This window comes from Streptomyces sp. NPDC021012, assembly GCF_044333355.1.
GTDB lineage: Bacteria > Actinomycetota > Actinomycetes > Streptomycetales > Streptomycetaceae > Streptomyces.
This window is the reverse complement of sequence record NZ_JBIRQU010000007.1, coordinates 255819-269230: the sequence shown is the minus strand read 5'-3', so window position 1 is coordinate 269230 and position 13412 is coordinate 255819. Positions and strand designations below refer to the sequence as shown.

11 protein-coding genes are annotated in these 13412 nt (G+C 74.2%); 7 read left to right on the top strand and 4 right to left on the bottom strand.

Annotated features, from left to right (window positions below; genetic code table 11):
• Positions 1 to 38: 38 nt before the first annotated feature.
• Both ACH4TP_RS24125 and ACH4TP_RS24120 read right to left on the bottom strand, forming a co-directional pair.
• The gene (locus ACH4TP_RS24125; protein WP_389225763.1) at positions 39 to 605 is read right to left on the bottom strand and encodes a YciI family protein; all 567 of its coding nucleotides are present in this window, start codon (positions 603 to 605) and stop codon (positions 39 to 41) included.
• Positions 606 to 631: 26 nt separating this feature from the next.
• Positions 632 to 1537 (bottom strand): potassium channel family protein, encoded by a 906-nt coding sequence (locus ACH4TP_RS24120; protein WP_398439090.1) that lies wholly within the window; start codon positions 1535 to 1537, stop codon positions 632 to 634.
• A gap of 164 nt (positions 1538 to 1701) precedes the next feature.
• Between ACH4TP_RS24120 and ACH4TP_RS24115 the strand changes: the two genes are divergently transcribed.
• Entirely contained in the window at positions 1702 to 2616 is a 915-nt protein-coding gene (locus ACH4TP_RS24115; RefSeq protein WP_398439089.1) for an oxygenase MpaB family protein, read from the top strand.
• Positions 2598 to 4811, top strand: coding sequence for a tetratricopeptide repeat protein (locus tag ACH4TP_RS24110; protein ID WP_398439088.1), 2214 nt, complete (start codon positions 2598 to 2600; stop codon positions 4809 to 4811). Before ACH4TP_RS24115 ends, ACH4TP_RS24110 begins: the two co-directional genes overlap by 19 nt.
• Before the next feature lie 3 nt (positions 4812 to 4814).
• Here the strand turns inward: ACH4TP_RS24110 and ACH4TP_RS24105 are convergent, their stop codons facing one another.
• Positions 4815 to 5477, bottom strand: coding sequence for a M15 family metallopeptidase (locus ACH4TP_RS24105; RefSeq protein ID WP_398184704.1), 663 nt, complete (start codon positions 5475 to 5477; stop codon positions 4815 to 4817).
• Positions 5478 to 5548: 71 nt separating this feature from the next.
• On the opposite strand from ACH4TP_RS24105, the gene ACH4TP_RS24100 reads away from it, so the two are divergent.
• The 5 genes from ACH4TP_RS24100 to ACH4TP_RS24080 all read left to right on the top strand — a co-directional run bounded on the left by ACH4TP_RS24100 (position 5549) and on the right by ACH4TP_RS24080 (position 11359).
• Positions 5549 to 7117, top strand: coding sequence for a phytoene desaturase family protein (locus tag ACH4TP_RS24100; RefSeq protein ID WP_398439087.1), 1569 nt, complete (start codon positions 5549 to 5551; stop codon positions 7115 to 7117).
• Positions 7118 to 7328: 211 nt separating this feature from the next.
• Positions 7329 to 8363, top strand: coding sequence for an L-threonine 3-dehydrogenase (gene tdh, locus ACH4TP_RS24095; RefSeq protein WP_116162905.1), 1035 nt, complete (start codon positions 7329 to 7331; stop codon positions 8361 to 8363).
• 3 nt (positions 8364 to 8366) lie between these two features.
• Positions 8367 to 9566: a glycine C-acetyltransferase gene (locus tag ACH4TP_RS24090; RefSeq protein ID WP_389225746.1), complete on the top strand. Its 1200-nt coding sequence runs from the start codon at positions 8367 to 8369 to the stop codon at positions 9564 to 9566.
• 26 nt (positions 9567 to 9592) lie between these two features.
• Positions 9593 to 10501, top strand: a complete 909-nt coding sequence (locus tag ACH4TP_RS24085) for a LysR family transcriptional regulator (RefSeq protein ID WP_389225743.1) — start codon at positions 9593 to 9595, stop codon at positions 10499 to 10501.
• A gap of 81 nt (positions 10502 to 10582) precedes the next feature.
• Positions 10583 to 11359, top strand: coding sequence for an alpha/beta fold hydrolase (locus tag ACH4TP_RS24080; RefSeq protein WP_398185236.1), 777 nt, complete (start codon positions 10583 to 10585; stop codon positions 11357 to 11359).
• 55 nt (positions 11360 to 11414) lie between these two features.
• Here ACH4TP_RS24080 and ACH4TP_RS24075 read toward each other — a convergent pair whose 3' ends face one another.
• Positions 11415 to 13406, bottom strand: a complete 1992-nt coding sequence (locus tag ACH4TP_RS24075) for an exo-alpha-sialidase (protein WP_398439086.1) — start codon at positions 13404 to 13406, stop codon at positions 11415 to 11417.
• Positions 13407 to 13412 lie beyond the last annotated feature (6 nt).

The window sequence follows — 13412 nt, the reverse complement described above, 5'->3', positions numbered from 1 at the left end:
GGGTGCGGCCCCCTCGGCCGGTCTCACGGGCTGGACGGTCAGGTCGTCGGGCGGCCGCCGAAGGACCAGTCGTGGACCTCGATGTCGGCGTACCGGCCGGGGGTCCGCAGGACGGCCGCGGCCGTCGCCGCGTCCGGGGCGCGGACCAGGGCCGCCGTGCCCACCCAGGTGGTGCCGTCGTCGGCGAGGAGGGGACCGTAGGCGATCAGGTCGTCCCGGTACTCCGGGCCGGGCGGCGGGGTCAGGTCGACGGGCTCGCCCTCGCCGAGCCCCAGGACCAGGTAGCGGTTGCCGCCCTCGCGGCCGCCGGGGAACTCCCACATCGTCCGGCCCAGCGTGTTGCGCCACCGCCGCAGCAGCACGTCCCGGTACACCCCGGCCTGGTAGTTGGGCTCGTCGAAGGCGAACGCCCGGGCCGCGGCGGCGTCGGGCAGGTCGAGGATGTGCACGCTCCCGGTGCAGGTCTCCCGCACCGGGTCGAAGGTCGGCCCGCGCGCGATCAGCTCCTTCGCGAAGCCGTCCATGTACGCCCAGTGGGCTTCGACGAGGGCCTGCCGCAGGGGCATGGATCCGGACCGGTCACGGTGGTAGCAGAGGAATTCCATGGACCCAGGATGTGGTGCCGCGGCGATCATGTCGAGGGAGTTCCGCGCTCCCCGCCACCGTTCTCCCGGGAGCGACCGTGGTCCGCCGCGTACGCCGCGAACACCTCACCGGCGGGCCCGCCAGTACGCAGGAAACGCCCGTCGAGCACGGCGGACAGGTCGTCCAGCGCCGTGCGCAGGACCGCCGCGGAGAGCCGCACGTCCGGATGGGCGGCCAGCTCCGCCCGGTCCGCCAGGCCGACGGCGTGGTCGAGCTGCCCCGCCAGGGAGATGGTCTCGCTCCCGTCGTAGAAGTAGTACGACTCGGCGTACTGGAGGAAGTCGACGGTCACGGTCGAGACCGCCGAGGCGAGCCCGTCAAGGAGCGCGGCGCCCCCGGCGGAGTCGAGGGCCGCGGCCGTGACGCGGCTGCGGCGCAGATGGGACAGGCGCAGGGCGAGCGCCCTGCGTCGGGCGAGGGCCGGATAGATGCCGAGGATCCAGGCGACGGTCGCCGACAGCAGGGCGAAGCCCACCAGGGCCTCGATCGGCGCGAGCATCCGCAGCCACCCCGAGGCCGGTGCGATGTCGCCGAGACCGAGCGTGGCCAGGGTGACCAGCGAGACGTACAGCGCGTCGACCGGGCTCGCGTGCTCGGCGGGGTCGAGCCCCGTGGCGTACGAGAAGTCGCCCGGCATGTAGGGCCAGTAGAGCAGCGCCCAGCCGACGGCGACGCCGAACGACCAGACGGCGACGACCGTCATCATGCCCACCGGCCCCGCGAGACCGACGAGCCGCCACCGCGCCCCGCGATGGGCCGAGAACCGCCACACGCCCCGCATCACCAGCCTGCTCAGCCCGCCGTGCCGGGTGGGGTGCCAGATGGTGTGGAAGACGTCCCGCAGGATGAACAGGACCAGCGCCGTTCCCGCGAGGACGGGCAGCCACGTCATCCCGGCACCGCCCGTCCCGCACCCGCCGGCGGGGGCCGGTCGACACGCTCGCAGGACATGCTTCGAGCATGCGCGACCGGGCGGCACCCCGCACGGGGACGGGCGCCGAGGAGGCCGTCTCCCGACCGGTTCGGAGGAAACGGTTCCGGCGTAGCCTGAGCGCCATGAGGCAGGACGCCGACCCCGGGCTCTTCGGGCCCCGCTCCGTGACCTGGCAGCTGCACAGCGACCCGGTGATGTGGATCGCCGGCGTCCGGGCCCTCTGGCTCCAGGCGCTCCACCCCGTCGCCGTCCGCGGCGTCATGATCAACAGCGGTTTCCGGGACGACCCCTGGGGCCGGCTGATGCGGACCGCGAACTTCGTCGGGACCCTCAGCTACGGGACCGCCGAGGCCGCCGAGGCGGCCGGTGCCCGCGTCCGCCGCATCCACCGGCTGCTCGGCGTCGACGACCCCGAACTGCTGCTCTGGGTCCACTGCGCCGAGACCGACTCGTACCTCTCGGTCGCGCGCCGCTCCGGGATCCCCCTCAGCGACGCCCAGGCCGACCGGTACGTCGACGAGCACCGCACCTCCGCCCGGCTCGTCGGCCTCGACCCGGACGCCGTCCCCGCGTCCACCGCCCGGCTCGCCGCCTACTTCGAGGCGGTCCGCCCCGGCCTCGCCGCCGGGCCGGACGCCCGGGCCGTCGCGGACTTCCTGCGCCGCCCGCCCGTCAAACCCGCCCTGGTCCCGGCGCGCGAGGTGATCTGGCGGCGCGTCACCGCGCTCGCGTACGACACCCTGCCCCCCTACGCCCACGCGCTCTACGGCCGGCCCGCCCCGCCGCCGGAGACCGTCACGCGCCGCCTCGTCGCGACGGCCAACCTCCTGCGCTGCGTCCCCGCCCGCCTGCGCTGGCGGCTGCCGCCCCGGCACATCCTGCGCGCCGTGGACCGGCTCGGCCCGGAGACCCGGCCCGATCCGTACGCGTACCCCGCCCCGTATTCACTGTCCGACCCGGCGGCCATACTGGAGGAGCCGAGGAGGCAGTACGGAATCGACGGGGGCGGCAGCACGCGATGGGGGACTCCAGACTGATCCAGGGCCGGTACCGCCTGCACGAGGTCATCGGCCGCGGCGGCATGGGCGAGGTGTGGCGCGCCACCGACGAGGCGCTCGGGCGGGGCGTCGCCGTGAAGTGCCTCAAACCGCTCGGACCGCAGCAGGACCTGCAGGCCCTCACCGTGGTCCGCGAGCGCTTCCGCCGCGAGGCCCGGGTGGCGGCGGCGCTCCAGCACCGCGGCATCACCGTCGTGCACGACTTCGGCGAGTACGAGGGCGTGCTCTTCCTCGTCATGGAGCTCCTGGAGGGCCGCAACCTCAGCCAGCTCCTCGTCTCCAACGACCAGCACCCGCTGCCCGTCCAGGACGTCGTCGAGATCGCCGACCAGGTCGCCGACGCCCTCGCCTACACGCACCGGCAGGGCATCGTCCACCGCGACCTCAAGCCCGCGAACATCATGCGGCTGCGGGACGGCACGGTGAAGATCTGCGACTTCGGGATAGCGCGGCTCGGCGCCGACATGGGCTTCACCTCCAAGCTCACCGGGACCGGCATCGCCATGGGCACGCCCCACTACATGTCCCCGGAGCAGATCGGCGGAGGCGGCGAGATCGACCACCGCAGCGACCTCTACTCGCTGGGCTGCGTCCTGTACGAACTGGCCACCGGCGCCCCGCCCTTCGACCTCGGCGACTCCTGGGCCATCCTCATCGGCCACCGGGACACGGTGCCGACCCCGCCGCGCGCGATCCGCGCCGAGCTGCCCGACTACCTCGACCGGCTCGTCGTCGACCTGCTCGCGAAGGCCCCCGAGGAACGGCCGGCCGACGCGGGCGACCTGCGCCGCCGGATCGTCTCGGGCCGCTTCGGCACGGGCTCGTTCCCGCCGCCCGCCGAGACGCCCGCGCTGCCGGTGACGAGGCCCATGCCCGTACCCCCGCCCGAGGCGCCGGCGGCCCCCGCGCCCGCGTGGGCCCGGGGAATGACTGGCGGGCACCGCCCCGCGGCCGTCACCGGGCCGCGCCCGGCCGCCCACGACCCCGCCGCGGCCGTCCTCACCACCGAGTGGACCACCGCCGCACCCGCCCCCGCACCGCCGTCGGCGGAGCTGGTCGCGGTCCTCGCCGGCCGCTTCCGGGCCGGGATGGGCCTCGGCAGGCTCGGCCGCTGGGACGAGGCCGAGTCCGTCCACCGGTCCGTCGCCCGGGACCGCGCGCGGGTCCTCGGCGAGGAGCACCCCGCCACCCTGACCAGCCAGTACGAGGTCGGCTTCGCCCTCGCCCGGCTCGACCGCCCCGCCGACGCCCTGCACGTCTTCGGGAAGGTCGCCGAGGCGCGCGCCCGCGTGCTCGGCGACGACCACCCCGACACCCTGGCGGCACGGCAGGAGCGGGCCTACGCCCTGGACCGCCTCGGACGGCACCCCGAGGCGTACGAGGTGTACACGGAGGTGCTCGCCGCCCGCGAGCGGACCGTCGGCCCCGACCACCCCGACACCCTGCGCTGCCGCCACAACCTCGCGTTCACGCTGGGGCGCCTCGGCCGCCTGGAGGAGTCGTACCGCACGGCGCACGAGGTCGCCGAGGCCCGGGCCCGGCTGCTCGGCGATGCGCACCCCGACACCCTCGTCACCCGCCACGAGGTGGCGTTCACCCTGACCCGCCTCGGACGCGGGCAGGAGGCGCTCGCCGAGTACCGCGCGGTCGCCGACGCGCGCGCCGCGGCCCTCGGCCCCGACCACCCGGACACCCTCGCCGCCCGCTACGACACCGGGGTCTGCCTCGGCAGGCTCGGCCAGGCCGCGGACGCCCTCGACGTCTGCCGCGACCTCGTCGCCGCCCGCACCCGCGCCCAGGGCCCCGACGCTCCGGAGACGCTGCGCGCCCGCCAGGCCCTCGCCGTCAACCTCGGCCGGCTCGGACGCTGGACGGAGGCGCTCGCCGAGTCCCAGGGCGTGCGCGCCGACCGCGAACGGGTCCTCGGCGCCGACCACCCGGACACGCTCACCAGCCGCTGGGAGACGGCCGTCGCCCTCGGGCGGCTGGAGCGCTGGGAGGAGGCCCTGGAGTGCCACCGCGTGATCGCCGCCACCCGCACCCGCCTCCTCGGCCCCGCCCACCCCGACACCCTCGCCGCCCTCGACGCCGAGGCCCACAGCCTGGAGCGCCTCGGCCGCCGCACGGAAGCCGCCGCCCTCCTCCTGAAGGCGGCCACCCCGCCGGGGCCGTGAGGCTCAGCCGGACGGCGTGAGCTCCTTCGGGCCGTACGGCGCCGAGGGCGCCCCGGTGGCCAGGGCCCAGTACCGGTCGCCGAACGACCAGTGCCACCACTCCGTCGGGTAGTTCACCAGGCCCGCCGTCGTGAGCACGGAGCCCAGCAGCTCCCGGTGGGCCCGCGCCTCCTCCGAGATGCCCTCGGCACGGGTGTAGCAGGCGCCGCCGCTCTCCTCCGGGGACGCGTTCATCCGGGTCCCCAGGTCCAGTTCCCGCCCCTCGGCGTCGGCCAGCGTCAGGTCGACGGCCGCCCCCGCGCTGTGCGGGGCGATCTCGGGCGGGGACACGTACCGGCTCGCCGCCGTCCGGATCCGCTCCCCGGGCCACTCGGGGTGGAGCGCGCGCAGCTGGTCCGCGTACTCCTCGAAGTACGCCCGCTGGAGCGACGGCGGCCGGTACCCCTCGACGTACAGCAGCCGCAGGCCGTCCGGCAGCAGCTCCTGCGCCTGGAGGAGGCGCTCGACGACGCCCTCCCGCAGGTGGGCGAACGCGTCCGCCGGGTCCTGTTTGCGGGTGTCGACGAGCAGCGAGCCGACGCCGCGGACGTCGACAAGGCGTTCACCGCACTCCGTCACGGGTATCGCGACGACCCTCGGGTCCGACATCAGAACGATCTCAGTCATGCCGTGATCATGACGGATCATGACCGGACGGCGGTCTTCCCCCGCCACGCGCGCGCGTGTGAGCATGTGCCATGACCGACCGTGATCCACTTCCCGACGCCCCGGCCCCCGCCTGCTCGTACGACGCCGTCGTCGTCGGAGGCGGCCACAACGGCCTTGTAGCCGCCGCCTATCTGGCCCGTGCCGGACGCTCCGTCCTCGTCCTGGAGCGGCTCGGCACCACCGGCGGGGCGGCCGTGTCGACGCGGCCGTTCGCCGGGGTCGACGCCCGGCTCTCCCGGTACTCGTACCTGGTCTCGCTCCTCCCGGAGAAGATCGTGCGCGAGCTCGGACTGCGGTTCGCGGTGCGGAAACGGTCCGTCTCCTCGTACACCCCGAAGGGCGACGGAGGCCTCCTCGTCGGCGGCGGACCCGACCGCACCCGGGCCTCCTTCGCCGCGCTGACCGGCTCCGACCGCGCGTACGAGGCCTGGCAGGCCTTCTACGGGCGCACCGGCGAGGCCGCCCGCCGCATCTTCCCCACCCTCACCGAACCCCTCCCCACCCGCGAGGGGCTGCGCGCCCGCGTCGACGACGCCGACACCTGGCGGATGCTCTTCGAGGAACCCCTCGGCGTCACCGTCGAGAAGGCCTTCGCCGACGACCTCGTCCGGGGCGTGGTCCTCACCGACGCCCTCATCGGCACCTTCGCCGACGCCCACGACCCCACGCTCCTCCAGAACCGCTGCTTCCTGTACCACGTCATCGGCGGCGGCACCGGCGACTGGGACGTGCCCGTCGGCGGCATGGGCGCCCTCACCGACGCCCTCGCCGACGCCGCCCGCGCCGCCGGGGCCCGCATCCTCACCGGCCACGAGGCCACCCGGATCGAGACCGACGGCCGCCGCGCCGCGATCACCTACCGCACGGCGGACGGCGGGGGCACGGTCGAGGCGGAGCGGGTCCTCGTCAACGCCTCCCCGCAGGAGCTGGCCGCCCTGCTCGGCGAGACGCCCCCGCCCGCCCCGGAGGGCGCCCAGCTCAAGGTCAACATGCTGCTGACCCGGCTGCCGAGGCTCCGCGACCGCACGGTCGACCCGCGCGAGGCCTTCGCCGGCACCTTCCACATCGCCGAGGGGTACGGGCAGCTGGCCACCGCCCACGCCGAGGCCGCCGCCGGGCACCTGCCCTCGGCCCCGCCGTCCGAGATCTACTGCCACTCCCTCACCGACCCGACGATCCTCGGCCCGGAACTGGCCGCCACGGGCCACCAGACGCTCACCCTGTTCGGCCTGCACACCCCCGCCCGGCTGTTCGCCGCCGACAACGAGGGCACGCGCGCGAAGCTCCTGGCCGCGACCCTCGCCCAGCTCGACGCCCACCTGGACGAACCGATCGCCGACTGCCTCGCCCTCGACGCGGAGGGCCGCCCCTGCATCGAGGCGAAGACCCCGCTCGACCTCGAACGCGAACTGCGGCTGCCCGGCGGCCACATCTTCCACCGCGACCTCTCCTTCCCGTACGGGGACGGGGACACCGGCCGCTGGGGCGTCGAGACCCGGCACGCCAACGTCCTCCTGTGCGGCGCGGGCGCGGTCCGCGGCGGGGGAGTGAGCGGCATCCCCGGCCACAACGCGGCGATGGCGGCCCTGGGGCGGTAGCGGCCCGGCCGCCGCGGGGGCGGACAGCCGTTCGGCCCCGCTGACGTCGCCCCGTCCCCGCCTGGGGTGTGAAGCTGATCTGCGAGCGCGCTTAAGAAATCCTCGATGGACCGCAAGCCTCGCGTACGGAAGATTCTCTTCCGGGGATCTTGGGCACTCAGTCGTGCCCGCACCCTCACATCACAGGACACGCACGTCGGGAGCCGTTGCATTGAAGGCGCTGGTCAAGCTGAACGCGGAGCCGGGACTCTGGCTCACGGACGTGCCCGAGCCGGAGACCGGCCCCGGAGACGTCCTCATCAAGGTCAAGCGGACCGGTATCTGCGGGACCGACCTGCACATCCGCTCCTGGGACGGCTGGGCGCAGAAGACGATCGCCACGCCGCTGACGATCGGCCACGAGTTCGTCGGCGAGGTCGTCTCCGTCGGCCGTGACGTCGCCGACATCAACGTCGGCGACCTGGTCAGCGGCGAGGGCCACCTCGTCTGCGGCAAGTGCCGCAACTGCCTGGCCGGCCGCCGCCACCTCTGCCGCGCCACCGTCGGCCTCGGCGTCGGCCGGGACGGCGCCTTCGCCGAGTACGTGGCGCTGCCCGCCTCCAACGTGTGGGTGCACCGCGTCCCCGTCGACCTCGACGTCGCCGCGATCTTCGACCCCTTCGGCAACGCCGTGCACACGGCCCTCTCCTTCCCGCTCGTCGGCGAGGACGTCCTCGTCACCGGTGCGGGCCCCATCGGCATCATGGCCGCGGCCGTCGCCAAGCACGCCGGCGCCCGCAACGTCGTCATCACCGACGTCAGCGAGGAGCGCCTCGCCCTGGCGCGCAAGACGGGCGTCTCCCTCGCCCTCAACGTCGCCGAGCAGACCATCGCCGACGGCCAGCGCACCCTCGGGCTCAAGGAGGGCTTCGACGTCGGCCTGGAGATGTCCGGCAACCCGCATGCGATGCGAGACATGATCGCCAACATGACCCACGGCGGCAAGATCGCCATGCTCGGCCTGCCCGCCGAGGACTTCGCCGTCGACTGGGCGAAGATCGTCACCTCCATGATCACCGTCAAGGGCATCTACGGCCGCGAGATGTTCGAGACCTGGTACGCGATGTCGGTGCTCCTGGAGGGCGGGCTCGACCTCAGCCCGGTCATCACCGGCCGCTACGACTACACCGACTTCGAAGCCGCCTTCGACGACGCGGCCTCCGGCAAGAGCGGCAAGATCATCCTCGACTGGACCACGGGAGCCTGACCCATGTTCGATTCCGTACGCGACTCCGTCCGCGCCACCCTCGAAGAGATCGAGCAGGCCGGACTGCACAAGCCCGAGCGGGTCATCGGCACCCCCCAGTCCGCGACCGTCGAGGTCACCGCGGGCGGCCGCCCCGGCGAGGTGCTCAACTTCTGCGCCAACAACTACCTGGGCCTCGCCGACAACCCCGAGATCATCGCCGCCGCCCACGAGGCGCTGGACCGCTGGGGCTACGGCATGGCGTCCGTCCGCTTCATCTGCGGCACGCAGGAGGTGCACAAGGAGCTGGAGGCCCGCCTCTCCTCCTTCCTCGGCCAGGAGGACACGATCCTCTACTCCTCCTGCTTCGACGCCAACGGCGGCGTCTTCGAGACGCTCCTCGGCGCCGAGGACGCGGTCATCTCCGACGCCCTCAACCACGCCTCCATCATCGACGGCATCCGCCTCTCCAAGGCCCGCCGCTTCCGCTACGCCAACCGCGACATGGCCGACCTGGAGCAGCAGCTCAAGGAGGCCGTCGAGGGCGGCGCCCGCCGCAAGCTGATCGTCACCGACGGCGTCTTCTCGATGGACGGCTACGTCGCCCCGCTCGACGAGATCTGCGACCTGGCCGAGCGCTACGACGCCATGGTCATGGTCGACGACTCGCACGCGGTCGGCTTCGTCGGCCCCGGCGGCCGCGGCACCCCCGAGCTGCACGGCGTCATGGACCGCGTCGACATCATCACCGGCACCCTCGGCAAGGCCCTCGGCGGCGCCTCCGGCGGCTACGTCGCGGCCCGCGCCGAGATCGTCGCCCTGCTGCGCCAGCGTTCCCGCCCGTACCTCTTCTCCAACACCCTCGCCCCGGTCATCGCCGCCGCCTCCCTCAAGGTCCTCGACCTCCTGGAGTCCGCCGGCGACCTGCGCGAGCGCCTCAACGCCAACACGGCGCTGTTCCGCTCCCGCATGACCGCGGAGGGCTTCGACATCCTCCCCGGCGACCACGCCATCGCCCCCGTCATGATCGGCGACGCCGCCGAGGCCGGCCGCATGGCCGAGCTGCTCCTGGAGCGCGGCGTGTACGTGATCGGCTTCTCGTACCCGGTGGTGCCGCAGGGCCAGGCCCGCATCCGCGTCCAGCTCTCCGCCGCCCACTCGACGGAGGACGTGAACCGGGCCGTGGACGCCTTCGTCGACGCCCGGGCGGCCCTGCGCGGCTAGTGTCCGCAGGCTGAGACACTAGGGGCATGATCGAAGCGCGGCGGTTGCACATCCTCCGTGCGGTGGCCGACCACCGCACGGTCACGGCGGCGGCCGCCGCGCTCTATCTCACCCCCTCCGCCGTCTCCCAGCAGCTCGCCGCCCTGGAGCAGGAGACCGGCCACCGGCTCGTGGACCGCGACGCGCGCGGCGCGCGCCTCACCCCGGCCGGGGAGATCCTGCTCAGCCACGCCAACGCCGTGCTCGCGCAGCTGGAGCGCGCCGAGGCCGAGCTCGCCGCCTACGGCTCGGGCGAGGCCGGTACGGTCACGGTCGCCGCGTTCGCCACCGGCATCGGGCTCGTCGTGGCCCCCGCCATCACGGCCCTCGCCCGCACCGCGCCCGGCATCCGGGTCCGGGTCCGGGACGCGGAGGGCGACGAGAGCCTGCTCATGGTCCTGGACCGGCAGGTCGACGTGGCCGTCGCGGTCGAGTACCGGGGCGCGCCCGGCGAGGACGACGCCCGGCTCACCCGCGTCCCGCTCTACGCCGAGCCGTTCGACGCCGTCCTGCCGCCCGGCCACCCCCTGGCGGCCGGTGAACGGGTCGCGCTCGCGGATCTCGCCAAGGACACCTGGATCGGCCAGTCCGAGGGCAACCCCTGCCATGACGTGACCGTCCTGGCCTGCGAGTACGCCGGATTCACCCTGGACCCGGAGCACTCCTCGGACGACTTCCGCGCCGTCGTCGCCCTCGCGGCGGCGTCCGCAGGCGTGGCGCTCGTGCCGCGTTCGGCCCTGCGCGGGATGGAGCTCGGCGGCGTGGAGGTCCGCCCGATCGAGGGCGTCGCCCCGACCCGCCGGGTCTTCGCCGCCGTCCGGCGCGGAGCGGAGGACCACCCCCTCATCAGCCCCGTCCTGACCGCCCTGCGCACGGCGTCCGAAAACGGTGCCTGACGGGCGCCCCGTCGGCCGGACGCCCGGAGGCGTACTGGCGGAGTTCCCGTACGCCCCACCAGACTGGGGCCCGTGGAAACCATGATCCCTGTCAAGGACGGCGAAGTCTGGGCGGACGACACGGGAGGGGAGGGCCTGCCGCTGGTCCTGCTGCACCCCGGCGTCGGCGACTCCACGGTGTGGGACCCGGTCCTGCCCCCGCTCCTCGCGCGGCACCGGGTGATCCGCTACGACGTGCGCGGCTACGGACGCTCACCCGCGCCCACCGCCGCGTACTCCCCGGTCCGCGATCTGGCCGAGGTCCTCGACCGCTTCGAGATCGAGCGGGCGGTCCTGGTGGGCTCCAGCATGGGTGGGGCCACGTCGGTCGACTTCGCCCTGGAGGCTCCCGGGCGGGTGGCGGGCCTCGCCCTCTTCGTTCCCGGTGTGTCGGGGTACGAGGGGCTGGACTCGGGCGAGTTCTTCGAGCGCCTCGGACCCATGGCCGAGGCCGGTGACACGGAGGGCATCGTCCGGCTCGGCCTCGCCGAGTGGGGGAAGGCCGGTGGCGGGGCCCCCGAGTCCGACCCGGTCGCGGCGCGGCACTGCCGGGCGGTGCTGCCCGCCTGGCTCAGCAACGCCGGCCGCCAGCTCACGGGCCCGCCCGCCTTCGACCGGCTCGGGGAGATCTCCGTGCCGGTCCTGCTCGCGCTGGGCGAGCAGGACCGGCCGGTGGTCGTGCGCTGCAACGAGGAGATGGCCGACCGGATCCCGGGCTGCCGTCTCGTCCGGCTGGCCGCGTCCGACCACTACCCGACGCTGCGGGAGCCGGAGCACGTCGCCCGGCTGATCGAGGAGCTGTACGCCGAGGCGGCGTGAGCCGCTTCCGCCCCCGGCGGGCGGGCGGCACGCCCGCCTGCCGGGGGTTCGCCTTCTACCAGATGCTGGAGAAGCCGAGGCGGAGCTTCTCCTCGCTGTTCCTCACGGCGAGGGAGCCGGCCTTCACGTCGGCCGCCTCGGTGTCGGTGAGGGCGGTGCTGAAGAGCCGTACGTCGTCCAGGGTGCCGCGGAAGAGCTGCGCCGCCCCGGCCGGCTGGTTGGGGAAGTCGGGCCGGGCGCCGATGTGGACGTTGAACTCGGCCGCCGGGGTGAGGTTCCGCTCGCTCGCCGAGGCCCCGGCCGGCATGGTCGCGGTGGCCGCCGGGCCCCCGTCCACGGCGAGGCGGAGGGTGAGGCCCTGGCGGGTGAACACGACGTGGTGCCACTGGCCGTCGTTGTACGAGGAGGGGAGCGTCACCTCGGTGGTGCCGATGTCCGTGCCGACGGTGCCGCGCAGGACGCCGTTCCCGGGCTCGGTCCGCACCGAGAAGTGCCGCCCCGTCATGCCGTAGGCGCAGATGATGGACTGCGTTCCGGTCGTGGAGGAGTGCCTGAACCAGGCCGTGACGGTGAAGTCCTTGTCCTCGACCCGCAGGGTCGGCGAGCAGACGAGGCGCAGGTAGTCGTCCACGCCGTCGAACTCCATGGCGACGCCGCCGAGGCGCGTTCCCAGCTGCGCGCCGCCGTGGACGATCGCGTGGTTGCCGGCCTCGCCGGGTGCCTTGACGCGCGTGTCGGAGGTGCGCGGGCGGCGCAGCTCCGTCTCGGAGTCGTTCATGGCCTGCTCGGTGAAGGCGGCGAAGGCGACGTTGCCGTGCGGGATGTTGCCGGCGGTCTCGTACACGATGCCGACGGAACCGTTCGGCAGCACCGTCAGGTCGGAGTAGCCGGTGCGGGCCGCGGAGACCAGGGTGCCGACGGTCTTCCAGGTCTTCCCCTCGTCGTACGAGGAGCGGACGGCCAGCTCCCGCCGGTCCTCCAGCGCGCTCGGGCCGAGGCGGGAGGCACCCGAGTACAGCAGTCGGTCGGGCTTTCCGTCCTGGTCCAGGGCGTGCAGCCGGAGCAGCGAGCCGAAGACCGGGGCGGTGTCCAGGTTGGCCACCTGGGTGAAGGGGGTGGCGAAGGATCCGCCGCCGTCGGTGCTGAGGGTTTCGAGCCGGTGCTCGTTGGTCTGGCAGTGCGTGGGCGCGGAGTTGCGGGCGTTGACGTAGACGTCGCCGTCGACGGTCTCGGCGACCGTCGGCTCGGCGGGGTACGCACCGGTCTTGCTCGCTTCGGAGACGGCACCGAGGGTCCAGGTGAGGCCTCCGTCGTCGCTGACGTACAGCTGGGCGCCCGCGGTCGTGTCACCGCCGGCCGTGTGGTCGCCGGGGACGATCAGCCGGCCGTGGTGCGGGCCGCGGCCGAGCTGGATGCCGTGGCCGGGGCCGGTGGAGACCCAGCCCCAGCCCTCGGCCTTGAGCTGCGGCTGCGGCACGCTCGCGGACCAGGTCGCACCGCCGTCCATGCTGTGGACGGCGTGGACCGTGCGCGCGTACCCGGCGCGGCTCGGCCTGGCCGCGTCGTGGTTCCAGTCGCTGCTGGAGTACAGGAGCGTGATCCTGCCGGTCACCGCGTCCACGACCGGCGCGGGGTTGCCGTGGGCGAGCTGGTCGGAGCCGCCGACGACGACCTGGAGGGGCAGCCAGGTCGCGCCCCCGTCGAGGGACCTCCTGAGCACGAGGTCGTTGTCGCCGACGTCGTGGCAGCCGGTCGAGTCCAGCCGGGTGCGGCCCTCGGCGAAGGCGAGGAGGACGCCCGTCCTGCTGGTGACGACGGCGGGTATGCGGGTGCAGTAGTAGTTCTCCCGCGCCTTGAACGGCACGGTGGACACCTCCTTCGCGACCTCGGGCGCGGCGGTCGCGGCCGTCGTCGACGCGACGGCGGGCGACTGCGGCGCGACCGCGAGGACGACCGCGGCCAGGACGGCGAGGGAGAGCGCGCAGAACCACGCGGACAGCGCGAAGCGGCGGGCGCCAGGTGGACGGCGCTCGGACGAGGGCGGCATGAAGGG